The sequence below is a fragment of the Lysobacter helvus genome (assembly GCF_018406645.1).
GTDB classification, from domain to species: Bacteria; Pseudomonadota; Gammaproteobacteria; order Xanthomonadales; family Xanthomonadaceae; genus Noviluteimonas; species Noviluteimonas caseinilytica.
In genome coordinates, this window is the sequence record NZ_AP024546.1 from 1,687,884 (window position 1) to 1,710,156 (window position 22,273).

24 protein-coding genes and 1 pseudogene are annotated in these 22,273 nt (G+C 68.6%); 9 read left to right on the forward strand and 16 right to left on the reverse strand.

Annotated elements, in window-relative coordinates; all coding sequences use genetic code 11:
* Window positions 1-51: 51 nt before the first annotated feature.
* From LYSHEL_RS08260 to LYSHEL_RS08280, 5 genes are all read left to right on the forward strand, one after another.
* Complete coding sequence (locus LYSHEL_RS08260; RefSeq protein ID WP_213433404.1) at window positions 52-777, forward strand: DUF6776 family protein; 726 nt, start codon at window positions 52-54, stop codon at window positions 775-777.
* Entirely contained in the window at window positions 777-1,205 is a 429-nt protein-coding gene (locus LYSHEL_RS08265) for a bactofilin family protein (RefSeq protein ID WP_213433405.1), read from the forward strand. Before LYSHEL_RS08260 ends, LYSHEL_RS08265 begins: the two co-directional genes overlap by 1 nt.
* A gap of 32 nt (window positions 1,206-1,237) precedes the next feature.
* Window positions 1,238-1,600 (forward strand): iron-sulfur cluster insertion protein ErpA, encoded by a 363-nt coding sequence (gene erpA / locus LYSHEL_RS08270; RefSeq protein ID WP_213433407.1) that lies wholly within the window; start codon window positions 1,238-1,240, stop codon window positions 1,598-1,600.
* A 57-nt stretch (window positions 1,601-1,657) separates the two neighbouring features.
* A complete protein-coding gene (gene nudC / locus LYSHEL_RS08275; protein ID WP_213433409.1) occupies window positions 1,658-2,566 on the forward strand; it encodes an NAD(+) diphosphatase in 909 nt (302 codons plus the stop codon).
* 62 nt (window positions 2,567-2,628) lie between these two features.
* Window positions 2,629-3,543, forward strand: coding sequence for a cobalamin biosynthesis protein (locus tag LYSHEL_RS08280; protein WP_213433411.1), 915 nt, complete (start codon window positions 2,629-2,631; stop codon window positions 3,541-3,543).
* Between the two features lie 22 nt (window positions 3,544-3,565).
* Here LYSHEL_RS08280 and LYSHEL_RS08285 read toward each other — a convergent pair whose 3' ends face one another.
* Complete coding sequence (locus LYSHEL_RS08285) at window positions 3,566-3,955, reverse strand: hypothetical protein (RefSeq protein WP_213433413.1); 390 nt, start codon at window positions 3,953-3,955, stop codon at window positions 3,566-3,568.
* 89 nt (window positions 3,956-4,044) lie between these two features.
* Between LYSHEL_RS08285 and LYSHEL_RS08290 the strand changes: the two genes are divergently transcribed.
* Both LYSHEL_RS08290 and LYSHEL_RS08295 read left to right on the forward strand, forming a co-directional pair.
* On the forward strand, window positions 4,045-5,496 hold the full coding sequence (locus LYSHEL_RS08290; protein ID WP_213433415.1) for a hypothetical protein: 1,452 nt from the start codon (window positions 4,045-4,047) through the stop codon (window positions 5,494-5,496).
* 28 nt (window positions 5,497-5,524) lie between these two features.
* On the forward strand, window positions 5,525-7,363 hold the full coding sequence (locus LYSHEL_RS08295) for an MFS transporter (protein WP_213433417.1): 1,839 nt from the start codon (window positions 5,525-5,527) through the stop codon (window positions 7,361-7,363).
* A gap of 9 nt (window positions 7,364-7,372) precedes the next feature.
* Here LYSHEL_RS08295 and LYSHEL_RS08300 read toward each other — a convergent pair whose 3' ends face one another.
* A complete protein-coding gene (locus LYSHEL_RS08300) occupies window positions 7,373-7,576 on the reverse strand; it encodes a hypothetical protein (RefSeq protein WP_213433419.1) in 204 nt (67 codons plus the stop codon).
* A gap of 238 nt (window positions 7,577-7,814) precedes the next feature.
* Here LYSHEL_RS08300 and LYSHEL_RS08305 point away from each other — a divergent pair, with 238 nt between their 5' ends.
* Together LYSHEL_RS08305 and LYSHEL_RS08310 are read left to right on the forward strand one after the other, a co-directional pair.
* On the forward strand, window positions 7,815-8,147 hold the full coding sequence (locus tag LYSHEL_RS08305; RefSeq protein ID WP_244858481.1) for a type II toxin-antitoxin system RelE/ParE family toxin: 333 nt from the start codon (window positions 7,815-7,817) through the stop codon (window positions 8,145-8,147).
* 14 nt (window positions 8,148-8,161) lie between these two features.
* Window positions 8,162-8,476, forward strand: coding sequence for a helix-turn-helix domain-containing protein (locus LYSHEL_RS08310; protein WP_213433421.1), 315 nt, complete (start codon window positions 8,162-8,164; stop codon window positions 8,474-8,476).
* Window positions 8,477-8,482: 6 nt separating this feature from the next.
* Here the strand turns inward: LYSHEL_RS08310 and purD are convergent, their stop codons facing one another.
* From purD to cutA, 14 genes and pseudogenes are all read right to left on the reverse strand, one after another.
* Window positions 8,483-9,787 (reverse strand): phosphoribosylamine--glycine ligase, encoded by a 1,305-nt coding sequence (gene purD / locus LYSHEL_RS08315; protein WP_213433423.1) that lies wholly within the window; start codon window positions 9,785-9,787, stop codon window positions 8,483-8,485.
* 28 nt (window positions 9,788-9,815) lie between these two features.
* The gene (gene purH, locus LYSHEL_RS08320; RefSeq protein ID WP_213433424.1) at window positions 9,816-11,387 is read right to left on the reverse strand and encodes a bifunctional phosphoribosylaminoimidazolecarboxamide formyltransferase/IMP cyclohydrolase; all 1,572 of its coding nucleotides are present in this window, start codon (window positions 11,385-11,387) and stop codon (window positions 9,816-9,818) included.
* Window positions 11,388-11,469: 82 nt separating this feature from the next.
* A complete protein-coding gene (gene fis / locus LYSHEL_RS08325) occupies window positions 11,470-11,742 on the reverse strand; it encodes a DNA-binding transcriptional regulator Fis (protein WP_213437722.1) in 273 nt (90 codons plus the stop codon).
* 97 nt (window positions 11,743-11,839) lie between these two features.
* The gene (locus tag LYSHEL_RS16140) at window positions 11,840-12,379 is read right to left on the reverse strand and encodes a DUF3426 domain-containing protein (protein WP_407075180.1); all 540 of its coding nucleotides are present in this window, start codon (window positions 12,377-12,379) and stop codon (window positions 11,840-11,842) included.
* Between the two features lie 173 nt (window positions 12,380-12,552).
* A pseudogene (locus LYSHEL_RS16145) lies at window positions 12,553-12,657 on the reverse strand (hypothetical protein); the annotation flags it as partial.
* Between the two features lie 855 nt (window positions 12,658-13,512).
* Window positions 13,513-14,433, reverse strand: coding sequence for a 50S ribosomal protein L11 methyltransferase (gene prmA / locus LYSHEL_RS08335; protein WP_213433427.1), 921 nt, complete (start codon window positions 14,431-14,433; stop codon window positions 13,513-13,515).
* Window positions 14,434-14,475: 42 nt separating this feature from the next.
* The gene (locus LYSHEL_RS08340; protein WP_213433429.1) at window positions 14,476-15,777 is read right to left on the reverse strand and encodes a hypothetical protein; all 1,302 of its coding nucleotides are present in this window, start codon (window positions 15,775-15,777) and stop codon (window positions 14,476-14,478) included.
* A 119-nt stretch (window positions 15,778-15,896) separates the two neighbouring features.
* Window positions 15,897-16,598, reverse strand: coding sequence for a hypothetical protein (locus tag LYSHEL_RS08345; RefSeq protein WP_213433431.1), 702 nt, complete (start codon window positions 16,596-16,598; stop codon window positions 15,897-15,899).
* Between the two features lie 18 nt (window positions 16,599-16,616).
* The gene (accC, locus tag LYSHEL_RS08350; protein WP_213433432.1) at window positions 16,617-17,984 is read right to left on the reverse strand and encodes an acetyl-CoA carboxylase biotin carboxylase subunit; all 1,368 of its coding nucleotides are present in this window, start codon (window positions 17,982-17,984) and stop codon (window positions 16,617-16,619) included.
* A 10-nt stretch (window positions 17,985-17,994) separates the two neighbouring features.
* Entirely contained in the window at window positions 17,995-18,468 is a 474-nt protein-coding gene (accB, locus tag LYSHEL_RS08355) for an acetyl-CoA carboxylase biotin carboxyl carrier protein (protein WP_213433434.1), read from the reverse strand.
* A 58-nt stretch (window positions 18,469-18,526) separates the two neighbouring features.
* Window positions 18,527-18,967 carry a type II 3-dehydroquinate dehydratase gene (aroQ, locus tag LYSHEL_RS08360; protein ID WP_213433436.1) on the reverse strand — a complete coding sequence of 147 codons (441 nt, stop codon included), beginning with the start codon at window positions 18,965-18,967 and terminating at the stop codon, window positions 18,527-18,529.
* 118 nt (window positions 18,968-19,085) lie between these two features.
* Window positions 19,086-19,682 carry a TlpA family protein disulfide reductase gene (locus tag LYSHEL_RS08365; protein ID WP_213433437.1) on the reverse strand — a complete coding sequence of 199 codons (597 nt, stop codon included), beginning with the start codon at window positions 19,680-19,682 and terminating at the stop codon, window positions 19,086-19,088.
* Window positions 19,682-21,886, reverse strand: a complete 2,205-nt coding sequence (locus LYSHEL_RS08370; protein ID WP_213433438.1) for a protein-disulfide reductase DsbD — start codon at window positions 21,884-21,886, stop codon at window positions 19,682-19,684. The genes LYSHEL_RS08365 and LYSHEL_RS08370 overlap by 1 nt, the downstream gene beginning before the upstream one ends.
* Window positions 21,883-22,194 (reverse strand): divalent-cation tolerance protein CutA, encoded by a 312-nt coding sequence (cutA, locus tag LYSHEL_RS08375; RefSeq protein ID WP_213433440.1) that lies wholly within the window; start codon window positions 22,192-22,194, stop codon window positions 21,883-21,885. Before cutA ends, LYSHEL_RS08370 begins: the two co-directional genes overlap by 4 nt.
* Window positions 22,195-22,273 lie beyond the last annotated feature (79 nt).

Consider the following 22,273-nt stretch of genomic DNA (forward strand, 5'->3'; position numbering starts at 1 on the left):
CCCGACTATACGCGCCGCCCCGCGACCGTCCCGTGGAGTTCGCCGCCGACCATGGCCACGCCCCCGCCCAGATTCGAGATCGTCCCCCGCGCCGCCAGCCGTGTTCCCGGTTGGGCGATGGCCGTGGGTGGCCTCGTGCTGGGGCTGGCGCTCGGCGCCGGGCTGGCCTGGTGGCTGCACGCCCCGGCGGCGGGTTCGCCCGAAGCGAAGATGGCCGACGCCGAGCGTCGCCTCGCCGCCCAGCAGCAGGTCATCGGCGAACTCCAGCAGCGGGTCGCCACGCTGGGCCGGTCCGACCAGATCAGCCGCGATGCCAACCGCGACGTCCAGGACACGCTGGCCGAGAAGGACGAACAGATCGCCAGCCTGCGCGCCGACGTGGCCTTCTACGAACGCTTCGTGGGCGGGGGCGGCGAACGCCGCGGCCTGTCGGTGCATTCGGCCGAATTCGCGAAGGAAGCCGGCGGCAGCTGGCGCTACCAGGTCGTCCTCACCCAGAGCCTCAACCGCGGCGCGGTGAGCCAGGGCGACATGCGCTTCGACGTGGAAGGCATGCGGGACGGGAAGCTTGCGACGGTGAAGTGGGACGCGTTGCAAACAAAGCCGGGCGCGCCGGCGCAACACTACGACTTCCGTTATTTCCAGCGTTTGGGCGGCAGCATCGTGCTCCCGCCCGGCTTCACCCCGCAGCGCGTCAAGGTCGCGCTGCGCGGCAATGGCGCCAACGTCGACCAGGCGTTCGCGTGGACATTGATGTCGACCCCCGGGGAATCCTGATGTTCAAGCAACAGAGCAAGCCTTCTTCGCGCGACGGCCAGGCCGTCGACACCCTCATCGGCGCGCAGGTCACCTTCCGCGGCGATATCGAATTCAGCGGCGGCCTGTACGTCGAGGGCCGCATCATCGGCAGCGTCACGGCCACGCCGGGTGGGCGCGCCGTGCTGATGCTGGCCGAATCGGGCGTCATCGAAGGCGAAGTCCACGCCCCGGTCGTGATGATCGACGGGCGCCTGGAAGGCGACGTCCACGCCACCGATCGCGTCGAACTGGCCGCCAAGGCCCGCGTGCAGGGCAATGTCCATTACCGCGTGGTGGAAATGCACGCCGGTGCCCAGGTGACGGGTCGCCTCGTTCACATGGAATCCCCGGCCGGCGACAACGTCCTCGACGCAATGCCTGCCCTCGCCGCAGCAAACGCCGCTTGATCGGGGCGGGCCCCGCCCGCATCTTGTCGCGCATGACCACGCTCCTCCCGACCTACCAGACCCTCGATACCCCCGTGCAGTTCTCGCCCTCGGCCGCGGCCAAGGTGCGTGAACTGATCGCGGGGGAGGGCAATGCCGACCTCAAGCTGCGCGTCTACATCCAGGGCGGCGGGTGCTCGGGCTTCCAGTACGGCTTCGAATTCGACGAGACGCGGGGCGAAGACGACGTGGCCGTGGAAACCGACGGCGTCACGTTGCTCGTCGATCCGCTGAGCCTCCAGTACCTGATGGGCGCCGAGGTCGACTACAGCGAATCCCTGCAGGGCGCGCAGTTCGTCATCCGCAACCCCAACGCGAAGACCACCTGCGGGTGCGGCAGCAGCTTCACCGTCTGACCGAAGTTTCATCGACTGACCGATAATCGCCGCCGGCTTCCCCGTCGACGGCGGTCCATGTCTCCGAATTCGCCCTTCGCCTTCGTCGACGACGCGCTCGATCGCGCCGACGCCCTCCGCGACGATCCCGACGCGCTCGCGCAACGGTGGCCCGGCGCACGCGTGTTGCTGCTCGATGACGACGCACGCGCCGTCGCCGACGATCGCGGCGCGCTGCTCGCGCCCGAAGGCGCCACGCTCGGTGGCGGCCCCGGCACCGCAACCTTCCTTGGATTGCGCAACGACGGCACCGCGTGGTTTTCGCAACGCCTCGCCACGACCGCGTTCGACGCCCCCGGACGCCTCGACCTGCGCAGCGCCGCGGCGCAATGGCCCGCCTTCGACAGCACCGTGTTCGCGCAGGCACGCGCGATGCAGCACTGGCACGACCGCCACAAGTTCTGCGGCGCATGCGGTGGCGAGATCGCGTTCGTGCGCGCCGGCTGGCTTGGCCGCTGCGCGCGCTGCGGCAGCGAACATTACCCGCGCACCGACCAGGCCATCATCGTCGCGGTGAGCGACGGGCAACGGTTGTTGCTCGGTCGCCAGCGCGCCTGGCCCGCGCGACGGTGGTCGGTGATCGCCGGCTTCGTCGAACCGGGCGAATCGCTCGAGCAGACGGTCGCGCGCGAAGTGATGGAAGAAACCGGCGTGCGCGTGCGCGCGAGCCGTTACGTGGCCTCGCAACCGTGGGCCTTTCCCGGATCGCTGATGCTGGGCTTCCTCGCCGATGGCGAGCCCGACGTCCCGCAGGCGGGCGACGAACTCGAGGACGTGCGCTGGTTCGACGCCGCGACCATCCGGGCCGGCCTTGCGCGCGACTGGATGGTGCCGCCCGGTGAAGACGAAGAAGGCATCGGCCTGTCCCCACCCATTTCCATTGCGCGCTGGTTGATCGAGACCTGGTTGGCCACCGTCACATCCTGATTGCCGGGCGGATGATTCCGTAGAATGCAGGCGACGCCCGGGAAGGCGCCGCGGAGTGCCCGATGTCCGTCACCTTGATTGCCGTAGTCATCGCCCTCGTCGTGGGCCACACGATGCCCGCGCTCGTCGCGTTGCGGCGCTACGACTGGTTCATCCGCTGGCTCGAATGGCTGGGCGCGCAGCTCGGCGAGAACACCGGCTGGCGCGGTGGCCTTGGCCTGGTGTTCGCGATCGCGCCGCCGCTGGTGCTGGTCGCGCTCCTGCAGGCGGCGCTGCACCACGAACCGCTGGGCTTGCTGTCGTTCCTGTTCTCGCTGGCGATCCTGTTCTACGCGTGGGGTCCGCGCGATCTCGACCATGACGTCGAAGCCGTCGTCGAAGCCGCCGATCCCGACGCGCGCCGCGCCGCCGCCGGCCGCCTGTTCCCGGAACGCGACGCGCCGTCGATGGATGGCGGCTCCCTCGTCGAGGCCGTGTTCCGCTGCGCGCTATGGCGCTGGTTCGGCGTGTTGTTCTGGTTCCTGCTGCTCGGCCCGTTCGGCGCGTTGCTGTATCGCCTCGTCTCGCTGTGCGCGCAGGGCGAAGCCCGCAAGCGCATGCCCGAAGGGGCATCGCAGACCGCGCGCGCGACGCTTGCGATCCTCGACTGGCCCGTGGCGCAACTGATGACGCTCTCGCTCGCGCTGGTCGGCAACTTCGACAGCGTGTTTTCCGCGTGGAAGGAATCCGGCGGCGCAGGCTGGACGGGCGACACGCGGTTCCTCGCCGCCGCCGCGCGCGCGAGCGTGCGCAGCGAACTGGCGGACGAAGCCCTCGACGACGTGGATGCCGAATACACCGCCGATGGCGGCAGCACCGTCGCGCGCGTGATCCCCGGCCTGCCGGAACTGCGCGATGCGATGAGCCTGGTGTGGCGCATCCTGCTGTTGTGGCTGGCGGTGCTGGCGTTGTTCGTGATCGCGGGTTGGGTGGCGTGAGTCTGCGCACCCGCGGCTTGCGTCAGCGCTTCTTCTCGTAATCCGAGAGCAACTCGATCAATTCGCGCACCAGCTTGCGCTTGCGCACATGCAACGCGAAGAACGCATCCATCGCGTGCTGGTCCTGCGCGGCGATGCGAAAGACGCCTTGCGGTTCTCGCACGCGCGTTGATTTGTCTGCGCCGTACTGCAGAACGTTGGGATCAATGCGCAGCAAACTCGCCAAAGCCAACAGATTCCGGTGCCTCGGCATGCTTTTTCCATGCAACCAGCTGGAGATGGCCTGCGGTGTCGGCGAGTCCCCACCGAAGCGCGGAAGCAGCCTGGCAAGCTCCGAAGGGCTCTCTGCATAGCCTGCTTGCTTGAGGCATGCACGCAGTCGCTCACCGAACAACGTCTGTTCACTTTTCATGGCCGGAAGGTAGGCGGGGGCCTGCGAACGCCATGCAAATATTCTTTTATGCTCGTCGCCTGAACCACTTTCAGCGGAGGCGGGACGACATGCCAGCCGAGTTCCTCGAACAGCTCCCCAAGCTCATCCAACCCGGCCGCCGCGTTGCGCAGCGGTTGTTCGATGCCCGCAAGGGCAGGAATCGCGAACGCGCCGTGCTGAAAGAGTTGATCCGGCCCGTTGAATCTTCCGTTTCAACGCCCGAGGGCGAATGTTCTCGAATGTTGTGCGGAGATCCCGCCAGCGCCCTCGCGGCGCTCCTCGCGGAACAGGCGAGCGACGCGCCGGTGGACATCGTTGCCGCGGTGATCGACGTCCCGCCCGTCGACGTCGGCGACACCGGCCAGGACGATGCCGCCCGGCGCCTGTCCGCGAGCATCCCCGTGTTCGAACTCATCCGCAAACTGATGGGCGACACGCAACCGTTGTTCGCGCGCTTCATCGATGGCGAATCCCCGACGATGCGCCTCGTGTTCGAAGCGTTCTGGAGCGCGATCCCGCTGGCGGCCGACGCGGTCGCACCGAAACTCTCCGCCACGTCCCCGCGCAGCGCGGTCGTCTTCTGTTCCGACGACGCCGATTGGCTCGCCAATGCCGTGGGCGCGTGCGAAGGCCGCTGGATTGCATGCATCGCGTCCGCTGCGCAGGCCGCGCGTTTCCGCCGCCTGTTGATCGCGCGCAACGCGCCCGCGTTCTCGCACGAAGCGGTGGGCGCCGCGCCGATCGAATGGGCGCGCCGCCACGTCGGCGCGGGGCATCTCGTCGCCATGCATGCCGCACTGTGGGCGTTCGGTGCCACGCCGGACGTCGCCGCGCCCGAAGACAGATCGACGCGCGGACGCGCGCGCGCCCCCGATCACGCCATCGGTTTCATGGACCACGCGCGTGGCCGCACGCTGGTGTGGGTCGACAGCCCGGATCGCTGCACCACCGAAGCGAGCCTGTGCCGCGTGTTGTCCCGGCACGCCCGCACGGAAGGCTGCGACCGCATCGTGCTGCTGGCGTGGCACGTCGCCCCGACGCTGCCGCAAGCGATCGCATCGCGCCATGCACCGGCGATCTCCCTGCACACCATCCGCGTACTCCCGCGCGTGAACGGCGGACTGGTGCGCATCGACCCCGCGGGATTCAAGCACGTGGCGGCCATGCCGGAGGCCACCGTGACCCGGCATCCCGCCGGTGCGAAGGACCACGAGTGGCTCGACGTCGAATGGGCGCGCGGCGACGAGGCGCCGCTGGATTGGTCGATCGATCCCGACTTCACCGACGACATCTTCCGCGGTGCCTGGCACGCCGCACGCGAGGGCGCGGCCCTCCCGGTGCGCAGCGTGCGCCTGCGCGTGCCCTGGCGGAACGGCGCGCGCCGCGTGTGCCTGCGAATCACGGACGCTTCGGGTCGCATCGCGGACATCGTGCACGTCGTGCGCCACGCCCCGGACGTCCACGTGCATGCCCCTCGGGCCCGCCGCCCGGAGCCGCCGCGACACGAAGCGCTCTGCTAGTCTGCCGCCGCATCCGAAGGGGAGCGGCATGGCGCACAACCAGTTCGAACTGTTGCGGCAACGGCGCTTCCTGCCGTTCTTCCTCACGCAATCGCTCGGCGCGTTCAACGACAACGTGTACCGCCAGGCCATCATCGGCCTGCTCGGGTGGCTGGCCGTCGCCGATGCGCAGCGCACGCTCTACACCAACCTCGCGCCCGCGATCTTCATCCTGCCGTACTTCCTGTTCTCCGCGCCCGCCGGGCAGATCGCGGAGAAGCTGGAGAAGTCGAAGCTGATCCGCATCACCACGATGATGGAGATCGTGATCATGTCGATCGCCGCCATCGGCTTCATGTTGCAGGACATGGTCGTGTTGCTGGTCGCGCTGTTCTGCACCGGCGTGCAGTCCACGCTGTTCGGGCCCGTGAAGTATTCGATCCTGCCCTCGGTGCTCAAGCCGGAGGAACTCACGGGCGGCAACGGCCTGGTCGAAATGGGCACGTCGGTGTTCATCCTCGCCGGCATGTTGCTGGGCGGGTTGCTGTTCAAGCTGGGGGGCGCGCACGGGCCGCTCATCGCGGGCGGCACGATCATCGCACTCGCGATCCTCGGCAACCTGGTGAGCCGCGCGATCCCGCCGGTGCCCGCCGCGGCGCCGGACCTGAAGATCCGCTGGAACCCCATCCCCGAGTCGATCCACATCCTGCGCATGCTGCGCAAGCAACCCGCGGTGCGGAATTCGGTGCTGGGCGTGTCGTGGTTCTGGTTCGTCGGCACGGTGCTGACCGCGCAATTCCCCACCTATGCGCAGGTGCAGCTGGGCGGCGATGAAACCGCGTACCTGCAGTTGCTTGCGGTGTTCTCGGTGGCGACGGGCGTGGGCTCGCTGCTGTGCGAAAAACTGTCTGCGCGCACGGTGGAAATCGGCCTCGTGCCGCTGGGTGCGTTCGGGATGAGCGTGTTCCTGTTCGTGCTGTCCTTCGCGCCGGTCGGCTCGCGCACGCACGTGCTGGTGGCGCTGTCGGGCATCGGCGTGTTCGCGGGCTTCTTCGTGGTGCCGCTGTTCGCGCTGATCCAGAGCCGCACGCCGAAGGCCGAACTGTCGCGCGTGATCGCCGGCATGAACATCCAGAACGCGGCCTTCATCGTGGGCGCCGCGATCGCGGGCATCGCCACGCAGCGCTGGCTCGGCTGGACGATCCCGCAGGTGTTCCTCGCGCTGGCGATCGTCCACACGCTGGTCGCGCTGTGGATCTTCACGATCGTCCCCGAATTCCTGATGCGCTTCCTGAGCTGGGTGTTCGTGCGCACGCTGTACCGGTTGCGCGTGCAAGGCGTGGAGGAATTCGTGCCGGACGAAGGCCCCGCGCTGATCGTGTGCAACCACGTCAGCTACATGGACGCGCTGATCCTGGCCGCCAGCATCCCGCGCCCGGTGCGCTTCGTCATGTACTACAAGATCTTCGACATCCCGGTGATGCGCTGGATCTTCCGCACCGCGAAGGCGATCCCGATCGCGGGCGCGCGCGAGAATCCGGAGCTGATGCAACGCGCGTTCGACGAGATCGATGCAGCCCTGGCCGAAGGCGAGCTCGTCGGCATCTTCCCCGAAGGCGCGCTGACGAAGGACGGCGACATCGCCCCGTTCAAGTCGGGCATCGAGCGCGTGCTGGTGCGCCGCAGCGTGCCGGTGGTGCCGATGGCGCTGCGTGGCATGTGGTCGAGCATGTGGAGCCGTCGCGACGGCAAGCTCAAGCGCATGCGCGTGCCGCGGCGCTTCCGCGCGCACGTCGAAGTGGTGGCGGCCGCGCCGGTGGACGGACACGTGGTGACGGCGGAACTGATGGAAGCGAAGGTGCGGGAATTGCGCGGCGACGCCGCGTAAGCAATCGCGCTAGCGTCGGAAGAAGAACGCGCACGCGATCCTGGCCGCGTAGAACAGCACGCCGCCGACAAGAAACAGTTGCCACCAATGCTGCACGGCGAAGTTCCAGAAGCCGGTGCCGTGGAGGGACGGCACGAACACCGCGCCCAGGCAGGCGATCCCGGGGAGCAGGAAGACACTCGCCAGCGCGCCACACGCGTTTCGTCGATGCATGGCGCGTCCGGTGACAGGGCGAGGGCCCCATGGTGCCGCATGCGATGCGGCCCGCGAACCGGGACAAATTCGCAGCCGCGCGCGTGCCGGCTTCGCGCGGCGCCCGCCGTCGTTTCGCGCGCGCCGCGCTTCCCGACCGACGTCGCATCCACCCCCGTGCGCCATCCGGAAGCTGCCGACGGCGGCCGCGCCCCCGTGCGCCGTCCTACCCAACCACTTGCATAAAAAATACAACCACATGCATACTCCCGCCACCCTGAAGCGCTTGTTCTGGATGGGTTCCGCGCTCGAGGACCTCCGTGCATTTACGCCCCTGGCGCGGGCGGAAGCCGGGATCGACCTCGGGCTGGTGCAGCACGGCGTCGAGCCGCGCGACTGGAAGCCGATGCCGGTCGTGGGGCGCGGTGTCCGCGAGATCCGCGTCCGCACCGCCGGCGGCACGTGGCGCGTGTTCTACGTCGTCGAAAACGAGACCGCGGTCTACGTGCTGCACGCCTTCCGGAAGACAACGCAGAAGACCTCGCAGGCCGACATCACCCGCGGTCGCGCCCGTTACCGTTCGATCCAATGACGCAGGAGACTCCCATGCGCAAACCCGCCACCGACCACGCGATCGATGACGCCACCATCCGCCCCTCCAGCGGCAACGTCTTCATCGACCTCGGCTTCGTCGAAGCCGAAGCGCAGGTGCTCGCCCTGCGCGTCGAGCTCATGGCCGCGCTCGAAAAACACATCAAGGCCAACCGCATGACGCAGGTCGCGGCGTCGAAGATCCTCGGCGTCAGCCAGGGGCGCGTGTCGGACCTGTCGCGCGGGAAGGTCGAGAAGTTCAGCCTCGACACGCTGGTGCTGTTCGCCGCGAAGCTGGGCAAGCCCGCGCGGCTGGAGTTCGCCTGGTAGGCGCCGTCAGCGCGCCGGGCCGGCGTGTTCGCGCTCGCGCTCGATCGCGCGCCAGCCGATGTCGTGGCGGTGGAACTCCCCGCGCCACGAAATCCCCGCGATCTCTGCGTACGCGCGCTTCTGCGCCGCCTCCACCGTCTCGCCCAGCGCGCACACGCACAACACGCGGCCGCCGCTGGTGACCACGTGGTCGCCCTCCACGCGCGTGCCGGCATGGAACACCTTCGTGCCGCGCACATCGGGCACATCCCACCCGCCGATGATGTCGCCCAGCGTCGGCGTGCCCGGGTAGTGCTCCGCCGCCATCACCACGCCGAGGGACGGGCGCTGGTCCCACTCCACGTGCGCGCGGTCCAGCGTGCCGTCGATCGCGGCTTCCACCAGGACCACCAGGTCGGAACGCAACCGCATCATCACCGGCTGCGTTTCCGGATCGCCGAAGCGCACGTTGAATTCGATCACCTTCGGCGCGCCCGCCTTGTCGATCATCAGCCCCGCGTAGAGGAAGCCGGTGAACGGCACGCCGTCGGCGATCATGCCGCGCACGGTGGGCTCGACCACCTCGCGCATCACGCGCGCATGCACTTCTGGCGTCACGACGGGCGCGGGCGAATACGCACCCATGCCGCCGGTGTTGGGCCCGGTGTCGCCGTCGTGCGCGCGCTTGTGGTCCTGCGACGTCGCCATCGGCAGCGCATGCGTGCCGTCGACCATCGAGATGAAGCTCGCCTCTTCGCCGTCGAGGAACTCCTCGATCACCACGCGCGCGCCCGCCGCGCCGAACGCGTTGCCGGCGAGCATGTCGGTGATCGCGGCTTCGGCCTCGGGCAGCGTCATCGCCACGATCACGCCCTTGCCCGCGGCGAGGCCATCGGCCTTGACGACGATCGGTGCGCCCTGCGCGCGCACGTACGCGAGCGCTTCGTCCACGTCCGTGTGCACGGCGTAGTGCGCCGTCGGGATCCCGTGGCGCGCGAGGAATTCCTTCGCGAACGCCTTGCTGCCTTCCAGTTGCGCCGCCGCGGCCGTGGGGCCGAACACGCGCAACCCCGCGGCGCGAAAACGATCCACGACGCCCGCGACCAGCGGCTGCTCCGGCCCCACCACCGTCAACGCGATGCCTTCGCGCTCCACCAGCGCGAGCAGGCCGTCGATGTCCGTCGCGCTCACGCCCGCGTTGCGGCACTTGGTTTCGCTGGCCGTGCCCGCGTTGCCCGGGGCGACGATGACGGCCTCGACGCGCTTGGACTGCGCGAGCTTCCAGGCCAGCGCATGTTCGCGACCGCCGGAACCGAGGACCAGGACCTTCATGCGCGACTCCTTGCGAATGGAACGAACGTCAGTGGCGGAAATGGCGGATGCCGGTGAACACCATCGCGATGCCGTGTTCGTCGGCCGCCGCGATCGTCTCGTTGTCGCGCATCGAACCGCCCGGCTGGATCACCGCGCGGATCCCCGCGGCCGCCGCGGCATCGATGCCGTCGCGGAACGGGAAGAACGCATCGCTCGCCATCGCCGAGCCCGGCACCGCGATGCCCGCTTCCTCGGCCTTCAGCGCCGCGATCTTCGCCGACACCACGCGGCTCATCTGGCCCGCGCCGATGCCCACGGTGCGGCCGTCGCGCGCATAGACGATGGCGTTGGACTTCACGTACTTCGCCACGCGCCAGGCGAACAGCATGTCGGCGAGTTCGGCCGGCGTCGGCGCGCGCTGCGTGACCACCTTGAGTTCGTCGCGCGTCACTTCGCGGATGTCGCTCGTCTGCATCAGCAGGCCCGAGCCCACGCGCTTGACGTCGAAATTGTTGCGGCCTTCGCCGTGCGGGATGCGCAGCACGCGCACGTTGGCCTTCTTCTTCGCGTAATCGAGCGCACCGGACTCGTAGTCCGGCGCGATCAGCACTTCGACGAACTGCCGGTCCAGGATCGTCTTCGCCGTGGCCGCATCCAGCGTGCGGTTGAACGCGATGATGCCGCCGAAGGCCGACGTCGGATCCGTCGAATACGCCGCTTCGTAGGCCGCCGCGTTGTCCGCGGCCTCGGCTACGCCGCAGGGATTGGCGTGCTTGACGATCACGCACGCGGTGCCTTCGAACTGGCGCACGCATTCCCACGCCGCATCGGCGTCGGCGAGGTTGTTGAACGACAGTTCCTTGCCCTGCAGCTGCGTGAACGTGGCGAGCGTGCCGGGCACCGGGTACAGATCGCGGTAGAACGCGCCGTGCTGGTGCGGGTTCTCGCCGTAGCGCAGGTCCATCACCTTCACGAAGTTGCTGTTCTGCTGCGCGGGGAACAAGCCACGCGCGCCGTCGTCGCCGATGGACGACAGGTAATCGCTGATGCACGCGTCGTACTGCGCGACGCGATTGAACGCCGCCACCGACAACGCGAAGCGCGTGCGCGCCGACAGCGTGCCGGCGTTGCCCTGCAATTCGTCGAGCAGCGCGGCGTACTGCGCCGGATCGGTGGCCACCGCGACGCGCGCGAAATTCTTCGCCGCCGACCGCAGCATGGCCGGACCGCCGATGTCGATGTTCTCGACGATCTCGTCCATCGTGCTCGCAGGATCGGCGGACACCTTCTCGAACGGATACAGGTTGAGCACCAGCAGGTCGATCGCGCCGATGCCGTGCTGCGCCATCACTGCGTCATCCGTGCCGCTGCGGCCCAGCAGGCCGCCGTGCACCATCGGATGCAGCGTCTTGACGCGGCCGTCCATCATTTCGGGGAAACCCGTGAGGTCGCTGACGTCCTTCGCCGGCAAACCCGCGTCGCGCAAGGCTTTGGCGGTGCCGCCGGTGGACACCAGCTCGACGCCCAGCGCCGACAGCGCGCGCGCGAAATCCACGAGGCCGGTCTTGTCGGAAACGGACAGCAAGGCCCGGCGCACGGGCAGTCGGTCGGCGGTCATGCGGGCATCGCAGCGGGGGGAGGCCGCGAATTATAGCGGGGCGGACGGAACCGGCCGGTGGCGCGGTGCCGCCGGGCAGGGATCAACCGAGCCCGTAGTCCCGCAGCTTCTTGCGCAGCGTGGCGCGATGGATACCGAGCATCGTGGCGGCGCGGCTCTGGTTGCCGTCGCAATACTTCAGCACTTCGGCGAACAGCGGGATCTCGAGTTCGCGCAGCGCGATGTTGTACAGCTCCTGCGTTTCGCAACCGTCGAGGTCGCGCAGGTAGCGACGCACCGAATTCGCGACGTGGTCGCGCAACGGCGGACGCTGGCCGGTACGGGGGCTGTCTTGTCGATCGGCGGCGGCGTTCAGAACAGCATCCCCTGGCACGTGTGGCGCACCGCCCTGGCGGACGGGACGGCGAGTCTAGCGCGCCGATCCCCGCCGTGCACGGCTTGCAATGCGCCGCTCAGCGGAATTCGAAACCGAATGACACCACGCCGGGCGCGGGCTCGACCACCGACAGGGAAATGGCCGCGGTCTGGCCGGGGGCGAGGGTGTTTTGCGTAGGCGGCGCGCCCAGGTATTCGCGCGCGGTGAATGCCCGCGCGCCCACCACGCGCCCGTCCACGTCGGACAACGTCAGCACCAGGCGCGGCCATGCCTGCGCCCAGCGCGCATCGTTGCGGAAACTCGCAGCGATCTGCAGCGTGCCCGGCGCGATGGGATGCGGGCGCACGTCGCGCGCGAGCATCGTGAACGCAGCAGGATCGCGCCACGGCGGCAACGTGCAACGCAAAGCGCGACACGCAAGGTCGACGGTGGGACGCCAGCGCGCATCGCGCGCGAGCACGTCGCGTTGTGCCAGCAGCAGTTGCAATGCGAGCAGCAGCGCGAGCGCGGCGAGGATCGCGATGCGCGGCCAGCTGGCCGGAAGCGCGGTGTGCGCGGCGCGGGCTTCATCGCGCAGGAAACTGGGAGCCTGCGCAGCGGAACGGCGGCGCGGCACGGCGGTCGTGGGGGCTTTTGCGGGTTTCGGTGCAACGGGTGCGTCGACGCGGTGGGAAACGTCGGGGCGTTCGGGGGAGATGGGTGCAGGTTCGATTCCTGCGAATTGGATCGGAGCAGGTTCGATTGGCGCAGCCTTGATCGGCGCAGCTTCGTTCGGTGCAGATTCGATCGCTGCAGCTTCGATTGGCGCAGCTTCGATCCGCGCAACCTCGACTGGTGCAGTTTCGATCGCCTCGACCGGCGGTGCTTCGTCGATCTCCCGTTCGATCGTGGCAACGTCGGCGACGACGTCCTCGATCGGTGCGTCTTCCACGATGTCGACTTCCGCCGGCGCCAGGTCCATCGGCACGAGTTCGAGGTGCGGTGTTTCGAGCGGGGCGACTTCGCTCGGCGCCAGGGCGACGGGCGTTTCGACCGCCGGCGCCTCCACCGGCGGCGACGCGGGCGCCGGCGCTTCGCTCTCGACCGCTGCGGCGGCGACCTCCGCGTCGGCCTTCGCCTTCGCGCGTGCCCGCAATGACGGGATGGGTTTCACCGATGCCTTCGTGCGCGTGGGCGCCGGCGGCGTTTCCGCTGCGGGGGACGGCGGCGTGGCTTCGACGGGTTTGGGCACGGCCGGCTTCGACCGCAGTCCGCCCACCGCACCACGCATCCATTCGACCAATCCCGGCCTTTGCGGCTTGCGCACGGGCGGCGCCGGTGCGGGCGCTTCCGGTGCCGGGGTGTCCGTCGTCGACTTGCGCGTCGTGCGACGCGGCTTCGCGGGCTCGGCGTCGCTGCGCGGTTTCGCGCGCGGGCGACGATCGGGTTTCGCGGACATCGCCGCGATCATCGCGTCGGCGCTGAAGGATTCGCTGTCCGTCGCAGCCAGTGCCTCCTGCGCGGCTTCCTGCGGCGCCGCGATGTCCTGCGGCGTTGCCTCGACCGGCGCCGGATCAGGTGCGGGCGCCGGGCTTGCATCCGGTCCCGGGGGCGCGGCCGCTTCCTCCGCGACATCGCCCATCGCGCCGCCACATTTCGGGCACGCCGCGGGCGGCGCGCCGGTGCGCGGGTCCAGGGCGACCAGGAACTGGCAATGGGGACACAGGACGAACATGGCGGCTATTCAACCACGCCGCCGCGGTCCGGCAATCAGGCGCTGCGCACGCCGTCGATGCGAATCCAGTCACCTTCCTGCTGCACGGCCAGGGCGTCGAACCATGTGCCGTAGCGATCCAGCAGCGCGTCTTCCTGCCCCGCGAGGATGCCCGACAGCGCGATCCGGCCGCCGGGCGCGACGCGCGCGGCCAGCGTGTCGGCCAGCGCATCGAGCGCGGACGCGAGGATGTTGGCGACGACGATCGGGTATTGCGAGACGGGTTCGTCCGCCGGCAGGAACACGGACAGCCGCTCCCCTACGCCGTTGCGCTCCGCGTTGTCGTGCGTGGCCAGCAGCGCCTGCGGATCGTTGTCCACGCCCACCGCGCGCTGCGCACCGAGCTTCAGCGCGGCGAGCGCGAGGATCCCGGAGCCGCACCCGAAATCGAGCACCGCGCGCCCCTGCAGTTCACCGGCTTCGGCGAGCGCATCGAGCCATTGCAGGCACAACGACGTGGTCGGATGCGTGCCGGAACCGAAGGCCAGGCCGGGATCGAGCCGCACGATCGCGGCATCGTGCACGTCCGCGCCGTCGGGCAGGTCGCGATTCCAAGGCACGATCCACGTGCGCGCGCCGAACGAGAGCGGCACGTACTGGTCCATCCACGCGCGTTCCCAATCCTGGTCTTCGACGTTGCGGAAGTGCGCCTGCGTCCAGTCCAGGCCGGGGTCGAAGGATTCGAGCGCGGCCAGCAGCACCAGCGCGTCGGTTTCGTGCGCGAACAACGCCGACAACGCGATCTCGCCCCACAACGGCGTTTCGCCGACGCCGGGTTCGAGGATCGCGTGTTCGTTGGGCGTGTCCACGTCCGCATCGAGCAACGTGACGGCGAGCGCGCCGACGTCTTCGAGCGCATTTTCGTAGCGCGGCTGGTCCGCTTCGCGGCAGCGCAGCGTGAGTTCGAGGTAAGGCATGCGCCGGAGTTTAAACCGGCGCGCTTCGGATCACGTCACGCCTCAATGGCCGAGCAAGCCGCGCAGCAGGCGCTTGGTCTTGCTTTCTTCCGGCTTGGCAGGCTGGTCGGCCTGCTGATCGGCTTGCGCCGCATCCACCGACATCCCGAGCATCGCCGTGGTCGTGGACTTGTTGCGCACGCGGACGTTCCATTCCGGATTCCACGCCGCCTTCGGGTCGGCGGGCTTCGGCGGATACGTGATGTTGGATTCGGGGCCGAACGCGATCATCTGCATCACGCCGCCGCCGGCCTGGCCACCCGTGGCCGCGAAGATGCCCTTCGGCATCGCGCACTGGCTCACGCTCGGCGCCAGCAACACTTTTTCCTTGATCCACTTGTCGACGGTGGTGGGCGGCAGGTAATCGAAGATGCCCATGCCCGCGTCGGCCACTTCCGAACTGCTCCAGAACACCATCGCATCGCCCTGCATGCCCATCGCGTGCAGGAAGTAGCCGGTGGCGCGATCGACGGGACGCCAGTTCCAGGTCTGCCCGGTTTCCAGCGAACCGGTGCTGCTGAGTGCGATCTGCGGCATGAAGTCCTGCTTCTGCGTCAGGTCGAACTGCAGCGACTCGGGCACCTTCGCGCCCGCGATCTTGTGGTTGCCGACGAGCGACGCACCCTTCGGCACGAGCTTGTGCATCTTGTCGTTCGGCCACAGCGCGAACTTCGGATCGACGTTGACGGTGCGATCCGGCGCGTAGCGGCCCTGCATCGCGCTGCCCCATTGCGACGCGTTGCCGGTGACCTTGCCGTCCTTCATCTCGAACTTGATCTCGCGCGGCTGGCCCGGGCGGATCGCGGTGCCGCAGCCCCAGTAGATGAGGATGCGCGCCTTCGCATTGCCGTCGGCCATGCCGGGCTTGTACTTGCCGCTCGGTTCGCTCGGCACGATGGCTTTCGGCGGCACGAGCGGCAACACCTTGCCGAGCTGCAGGCCGGCGGGAATCTGGTCTTCGGCTTCGACGCCGGGATTGAGCTGGTTGAGCAGCGCGACATCCAGGTACTGCCCCGGCATGCCGCCGAAGCGCGTGTTGCCGTAATGGTTCTGCGCGGCGTCGCCGCCGAACATGCGCATCGCCATGCCGCCCATGCCGCTGCTCATGTCGGGCATGCCCGCCATCGAATGCGTCGACACATCCATCCACAGCTGCGTCTTCGGCGACTTCGCCTGCTGGCTGGCCACGGGCAGCGCGAGCGCGAGCAGGGCTGCGACGACGAGCACCGCGATCACCGCACGCTTGGCGTTGCGGAAGCGGGCCACGTTGCGGGTCTGGGCGCGGAAGAGCGGGCGGTGCGACATGACGACCTCGACGAAATCAGCGGGAACGAAAACACCCGCAGATCGGCGGGTGCAGTCCAAGGAACGCGGGCTCCGCGGGCAACCGGCCACGTCGCGCGGGCGCCGGTGTCGGACTTCGTTCAGGCTTCGGTGCGTTCCTGCGCCTGGCGCGCGAGGATCCAGTCCCTGCGGCGCCGCAGCACGCGCACGCCCTGGTGGAGGTAGTTGAGGTTGAAGAGCACTGTGAGCCCGATCAGCACCAGGTGCCAGCGCTGGCCCAGCATCGCGCCGGGATAGTGGCGCACCAGCCACCACGACACGCCCTGGAACGCGACCGCCAGCGGCATCAGCACGAAGATGTTCTCGCGCTGGTCGCGCACGATGTCGGCGTGCAGCAAGCGCTCTTCGTCGGTGGTGAAGTCGCCCGCCTGGCGTTGCACCACGCGCAGGTCCCACGCGTACAGGCCCCACACCGCCAGCGCGTAGCACGCGTTGAGCGCGAACCACGCCTGCGGATCGGCGACTTCGGTCAGCGCCGCGGCTTCGATCAGCGTGGCGCCGAAATACCCGAACGTGTGCCCGAACTCGAGCGGCCACCCGATGAAGCTCAACGTATGGATGAGCGAGCGCGACCAGAAGATCAGGATCACCAGCAGCCCGGTGAAGATGTAGGGCCAGGTTTCCCATTGCAGCTTGAGCATCGGCTGCACGGCCGCGGTGGCCAGCATCGCCAGGGCGAGGCCCTGGATGATGGAGATCAGTGTGAGCTCGATGCCGACGACGGTCTTGTCGAGCTCGGTTTTCGCTTCGCGGCGGAGGCGTGTGGCGGTGGGTTCCGACATTGACGCCTCCGCTGCGGATTACACGATCGAGAGCGACTTCTCTTTGCGTTCGGCGAGCCGCTTTTCCAGGTAGTGGATGTTCTGCCCACCCTGCTGGAACCCGCCGTCGGCGAGGATCCGCTGCTGCAACGGGATGTTCGTCTTGATGCCGTCCACGACCATTTCGCTCAGCGCCACGCGCATGCGCGCGATCGCGGTCGCGCGATCGGGGCCGTGCACGATCAACTTGCCGATCATCGAGTCGTAGTTGGCGGGGACGCGATAGCTCTCGTAGATGTGGCTGTCCACGCGCACGCCCGGGCCGCCCGGTGCATGGAAATGCTGGATCAGGCCGGGGCAGGGCATGAACGTGTCCGGGTCTTCCGCGTTGATGCGGCACTCGATCGCATGGCCTTCCAGCACGATGTCGCTCTGCTTGAGCGACAGCTTGTGGCCGGCGGCGATCATCAACTGCTCGCGCACCAGGTCGATGCCGGTGACCATCTCGGTGACCGGATGCTCCACCTGGATGCGGGTGTTCATTTCGATGAAATAGAACCGCCCGTTTTCGTACAGGAACTCGAACGTGCCCGCGCCGCGATAGCCGATGCGGATGCACGCTTCGACGCACACCTTGCCGATCTCCGCGCGCTGCTCCGGCGTGATGCCCGGGGCCGGCGCTTCTTCCACGACCTTCTGGTGGCGGCGCTGCATGGAGCAATCGCGCTCGCCGAGGTGGATCGCGTTGCCCTGGCCGTCGGCCAGCACCTGGATCTCCACGTGGCGCGGGTTCTCCAGGAATTTCTCCATGTAGACCATGTCGTTGGAGAACGCGGCCTTCGCCTCGGTCTTCGTGGTCTGGATGGCGTTATGCAGGTGCGCTTCGGTGTGCACCACGCGCATGCCGCGACCGCCGCCGCCACCGGCGGCCTTCACGATCACCGGATAGCCGATCTCGCGCGCGATCTTGACGTTGGTGGCCGCGTCGTCGCCGAGCGGTCCACCGCTGCCGGGCACGCACGGCACGCCGGCGGCCTTCATCGCGCGGATCGCTTCGACCTTGTCGCCCATCAGGCGGATCGTGTCGGCCTTCGGGCCGATGAAGATGAAGCCGGATTGCTCCACGCGTTCGGCGAAGTCCGCGTTCTCGCTGAGGAAGCCGTAGCCCGGGTGGATCGCCTGCGCGTCGGTGACTTCGGCCGCGGCGATGATCGAGGCCATGTTCAAGTAACTGTCGGTGGACGGCGCGGGGCCGATGCACACCGATTCGTCGGCCATGGCGACGTGCTTGAGGTTGCGGTCGACGGTGGAATGCACCGCGACCGTGCGGATGCCGAGCGCGTGGCACGCGCGCAGGATGCGCAGCGCGATTTCCCCGCGATTGGCGATGACGACTTTATCGAGCATCTGCGCCGCCTCAGCCGATCACGAACAAGGGTTCGTCGAATTCGATCGGCTGGCCGCTCTCGCACAGCACCTTGAGCACGGTGCCGGACACGTCGGCTTCGATCGGATTGAACATCTTCATCGCCTCGATGATGCCCAGCGTCTCGCCGGCCTTCACCGCCTGGCCGACGCTGACGAACGCCGGCTTGTCCGGCGAGGGCGAGGCATAGAACGTCCCGACCATCGGTGCGCGGACGATGTGGCCTTCCGGCAGGTCGGACATCGGCTTGGGCTGGCCGCCGCTGGCGGCGTCGGTCGGGCCCGCCATGGGCATGACCGGCGACGGGCGTTGTTCGACCTGCATCGGGGCCATCTGCTGGACCTGCATCGCGCCGCGCGGCACGCGGGCCAGGCGAACGGATTCCTCGCCTTCCTTGATTTCGATCTCGGCGAGGTTCGACTCTTCCAGCAGATCGATCAGCTTCTTGATTTTGCGCAGGTCCATGGCGGGCCTCTGGTCGGAGCCTCCGGCAACGGAGGCGGTGGGAACGGAATGGGTGGGATCAGGCGCCGAGGCGCTGGAGGGCGGCGTCGAGCGCGAGCGAATAGCTCGCGGCGCCGAAGCCCGCGACCACGCCGACGGCGAGGTCGCTGAAATAACTGGTGCGGCGGAACGGTTCCCGCGCATGCGGGTTGGACAGGTGCACTTCGATGAAGGGCAACGCGACCGCGGCCAGCGCATCGCGCAGCGCGACCGAGGTGTGGGTGAAGCCCGCGGGGTTCACCAGGAGGAAGTCGGTGCCATCGGTGCGCGCGGCCTGCACGCGGTCGATCAGCGCGGCTTCGGCGTTGGATTGCAGGGAGGTCAGGTCGTGGCCGGCCTCGCGGGCGCGGCGCCCGAGTTCGGCGTCGATCTCGGCGAGGGTCGTGCGGCCATAGACCTCCGGCTCGCGCGTACCGAGCAGGTTGAGGTTCGGGCCATGCAGGACCAGCAGCTTCGCCATCGCGCGCGTCGGGGGACCTAAGGACGCGCAGTCTGGCCCAAGCGCTCCGGGGTGTCCAGACGATCACATCACGATCGCGGAAGTTCTCGGGACTTATGCAGAGGTTGGAGTTGCGCCTCTAATCCCTTGCCCAGCCTGCGATTTCCCCGTGTTCGAACGGGCCGATGCGTTGTTTCAGCAGCCGCCCGTCGGCGGAGACCAGGATCGAATAGGGCAGCACGCCCTTCGGATTGCCCAGGCGGACGCCCGCATCGGCCGGGCCGGGGGTTTCGATCAGGATTGGATAGTCCACGCCCGTTTTCGCCACGAAGGCGCGCACGGCCTCGACGTCATCCAGAGCGATGCCGACGACTTGCACGCCGTTGGCACCCTGTTCGGTGGCGAAGGCCTGCAGCGCGGGCATCTCGGTGACGCAGGGCCCGCACCAGCTGGCCCAGAGGTTGATGAGGACGGGGCGGCCGGCGTACTTCTCGGGAAGTTCGATGCGCTGGCCCGCCAGGTCCGGCAACGTGATCGCCGGGAGTTTCTCCCCGCGGCGCGCCACCGCTACGCCGGCCGGCACCGGGGGCGCGCTGGCGTCCATCGCTTCGCCCAGCACGCGCTGGCCCAGTTCGGTCCGCAGCAGCGGGCCGGGGCCCGTCGTCAGCAGGGCCGCAACGACCCCGAGCGCACCAGCCACCAACGCAACCAGCACCACTTTCGTGCCCGATCCCATCACTCCGCTCCGCGATGCGCGCGTTGCACGAACTTTGCCGCGTCTTCGAAGCCCGTCAGGCGCAGGCCGCGACGTTCCTGCCCGTCCTTGAAGAACAGCGACATCGGCGGGCCGATGATCCCGAAGCGCTGCATCAGCGCCTGGTCGGTCGCGTCGTTGGCGGTGACGTCGGCCTGCAGCAACACGTAATCGGACAGCGCGGCATGCACGTCCGGCCGGGTGAAGACGTACTTCTCCATCTCCTTGCAGCTCACGCACCAGTCCGCATAGAAGTCGAGCATCACCGGCTTGTTCGCGCTGCGCGCGGCGGCGATCTCGCGATCCAGGTCCTCGACCGACTTGATGCGCTTGAACGCGATCGCTTCCGACCGCGCGCCCGTGACGCCGGCAAGGGGTTGCAGCGGATCGTGTCCGCCGGCGAATGCACCAAGCAATTCCGCCGCACCGACGACGCCGAGCACGAGCGCCGCGAAGCGCGCCGCCAGCCGTGCACGCGATGTCGTGCCCTGCGAAAACACCCACGCCGCCGCCCCGAGCGCCAGCAATCCCCACAACGCGAGCGTCGCCGCCCCCGGCAACACGCGCGACAGCATCCAGATCGCAAGCCCGAGGAACACGAAACCGAACACGCGTTGCACCGCGATCATCCACGGCCCGCTCGTCGGCATCCCGCGGCCCGCGGCCATGCCGAACGCGATCAACGGCGCGCCCATGCCCAGCGCCAGCAGGAACAATGCCGCGCCACCGAGCACCGGATCGCGCGCCTGCGCGATGTAGAGCACTGCGCCCATCAACGGCGGCGCGACGCACGGCCCGACGATCAGCGCCGACAACGCGCCCATCGCCGCCACCCCCACCCACGAGCCACCGCGCTGGCGATCGCTCACCGCGCCCAGGCGCGCGCGCAATCCCGCGGGCAATTGCAGTTCGTACAAACCGAACATCGACAACGACAGGATCACGAACAAGGCCGCGAAGGCGCCGAGCACCCACGCGTTCTGCATCCACGCCTGCAGGTTGGCCGCCGCGCCGAGCAATCCCGCGAGCACGCCGGCAATCGTGAACACCACCGCGCTCGCAAGTACGTACACCAGCGACAGCGAGAACGCGCGCGTCGCACCGATGCGTTCGCCGCGGCCGGCGATGAGGCCCGACAGGATCGGCACCATCGGCAACACGCAGGGCGTGAACGCGAGGCCGAGCCCGTAGGCGAAGAACAGCAGCAACGTCCACGCGCGCTGCTTGCCGCCCAGGTCGCGCGCGAGGCGCTGGTCGGCGGCGAGGTTGTCGGCAGGCGTTGCAGCGGTCGCACCCGACACGGTGCCAGCGGGCAGCGACACCTGGATCGAACGCGTCATCACCGGATAGCAGATGCCTCCGGTCTGGCAGCCCTGGAACGACACGCGCAACGTGCCGTCCACGGCATTCACGTGCGTGCGCTGCACGGCCACCGGCACTTCCACCTGGTCGAAGTACACGACCACGTCGCCGAAATGTTCGTCGCGATGCTGCGTGCCCTGCGGCCAGCGCGGCGCGCCGAGCGACAGGCCCTGGCCATCGAGCTTCAGCGTGGTCTTGTCGCGATAGAGGTAATACCCGCGCGCCGGCGTGAAGCGCAGCAGCAGCGCGTTGCCGCCGTCGGCGATCGCTTCCACCTTGAACGCCTGCTCGGGCGGAAGCGGTGCGGCATCGACCTGCGCGCCGCCCGCATCGCCGAACAACGCGGAGGAGGCCGGCGCGCGCGCGCCGAGCAACGGTTCGACCGACGCCGAAGGCAATGCGACCTTGATCGTGCGCACCTGCGGTGGATAGCAGATGCCCGCGTCCGCGCAGCCCTGGTACTTCACCTTCAGCTCGACGCCTTGCGCCTCCGGCGCGATCGTGCCGCCATACGTCGCGATCAGCGCATCGCGGTAGATCTCCACGTCGCCGAAGAACTCGTCGTGCTTCGGATGCCCCTTCGGCATCGCGAGCGTTCCGCCATCGATGCCCTGCACGCCGATGCGCTGGCGATACAGGTAATAGCCGGGCGCAATCTTCCACGTCAGCTCGATGCGGTCGCGCGCGGGCGCGTCCACCGACAGCGCGAAGGCCTGGTCGACGGGCAGCAGGTCCTTTTCATCGATCGCCCGCGCATCGCGCGCCACGCCCGACAACGCCAGGGCGCACAACGCGAGCAATGCGTTTCGAAGGTATTGCGTCATTGCACTTCCCCGGCGATCCACTGGAGGTAGGCCGGCAGGCCGGCGGCTTCGACCGCGATCAGCTCGGGCAGTTCGTAGGGATGCAGCGCCACTAGCCGGGCCTGCAGGTCCGGCAATCGTTCGCGCGTGGTCTTGACCAGCAGCAGCACTTCATCGGCGCGCTCGACCCGGCCTTGCCAGCGATATGTCGAACGCAACCCCGGCAACACGTTGACGCAGGCGGCCAGGCGTTCGCCCACCAGCGCATCGGCGATGCGTTGCGCGGTGTCGGCATCGGGGCAGGTGCTGAGGCAGAGCAGGGCGGTCACGGGGCGGCCACGGATGGGGGCCGCATAGGGTAACCGCGCGGGCACGGCGGCCCGCGGGACGCAGCGGTCTGCGCAGTCG

Coding starts and splice junctions, on each gene's coding strand:
- LYSHEL_RS08260 (WP_213433404.1), top strand. CDS start 52: ATGGCCACGCCCCCGCCCAGATTCGAGATCGTCCCCCGCGCCGCCAGC.
- LYSHEL_RS08265 (WP_213433405.1), top strand. CDS start 777: ATGTTCAAGCAACAGAGCAAGCCTTCTTCGCGCGACGGCCAGGCCGTC.
- erpA (WP_213433407.1), top strand. CDS start 1,238: ATGACCACGCTCCTCCCGACCTACCAGACCCTCGATACCCCCGTGCAG.
- nudC (WP_213433409.1), top strand. CDS start 1,658: ATGTCTCCGAATTCGCCCTTCGCCTTCGTCGACGACGCGCTCGATCGC.
- LYSHEL_RS08280 (WP_213433411.1), top strand. CDS start 2,629: ATGTCCGTCACCTTGATTGCCGTAGTCATCGCCCTCGTCGTGGGCCAC.
- LYSHEL_RS08285 (WP_213433413.1), bottom strand. CDS start 3,955: ATGAAAAGTGAACAGACGTTGTTCGGTGAGCGACTGCGTGCATGCCTC.
- LYSHEL_RS08290 (WP_213433415.1), top strand. CDS start 4,045: ATGCCAGCCGAGTTCCTCGAACAGCTCCCCAAGCTCATCCAACCCGGC.
- LYSHEL_RS08295 (WP_213433417.1), top strand. CDS start 5,525: ATGGCGCACAACCAGTTCGAACTGTTGCGGCAACGGCGCTTCCTGCCG.
- LYSHEL_RS08300 (WP_213433419.1), bottom strand. CDS start 7,576: ATGCATCGACGAAACGCGTGTGGCGCGCTGGCGAGTGTCTTCCTGCTC.
- LYSHEL_RS08305 (WP_244858481.1), top strand. CDS start 7,815: ATGCATACTCCCGCCACCCTGAAGCGCTTGTTCTGGATGGGTTCCGCG.
- LYSHEL_RS08310 (WP_213433421.1), top strand. CDS start 8,162: ATGCGCAAACCCGCCACCGACCACGCGATCGATGACGCCACCATCCGC.
- purD (WP_213433423.1), bottom strand. CDS start 9,787: ATGAAGGTCCTGGTCCTCGGTTCCGGCGGTCGCGAACATGCGCTGGCC.
- purH (WP_213433424.1), bottom strand. CDS start 11,387: ATGACCGCCGACCGACTGCCCGTGCGCCGGGCCTTGCTGTCCGTTTCC.
- prmA (WP_213433427.1), bottom strand. CDS start 14,433: ATGCCTTACCTCGAACTCACGCTGCGCTGCCGCGAAGCGGACCAGCCG.
- LYSHEL_RS08340 (WP_213433429.1), bottom strand. CDS start 15,777: ATGTCGCACCGCCCGCTCTTCCGCGCCCAGACCCGCAACGTGGCCCGC.
- LYSHEL_RS08345 (WP_213433431.1), bottom strand. CDS start 16,598: ATGTCGGAACCCACCGCCACACGCCTCCGCCGCGAAGCGAAAACCGAG.
- accC (WP_213433432.1), bottom strand. CDS start 17,984: ATGCTCGATAAAGTCGTCATCGCCAATCGCGGGGAAATCGCGCTGCGC.
- accB (WP_213433434.1), bottom strand. CDS start 18,468: ATGGACCTGCGCAAAATCAAGAAGCTGATCGATCTGCTGGAAGAGTCG.
- aroQ (WP_213433436.1), bottom strand. CDS start 18,967: ATGGCGAAGCTGCTGGTCCTGCATGGCCCGAACCTCAACCTGCTCGGT.
- LYSHEL_RS08365 (WP_213433437.1), bottom strand. CDS start 19,682: ATGGGATCGGGCACGAAAGTGGTGCTGGTTGCGTTGGTGGCTGGTGCG.
- LYSHEL_RS08370 (WP_213433438.1), bottom strand. CDS start 21,886: ATGACGCAATACCTTCGAAACGCATTGCTCGCGTTGTGCGCCCTGGCG.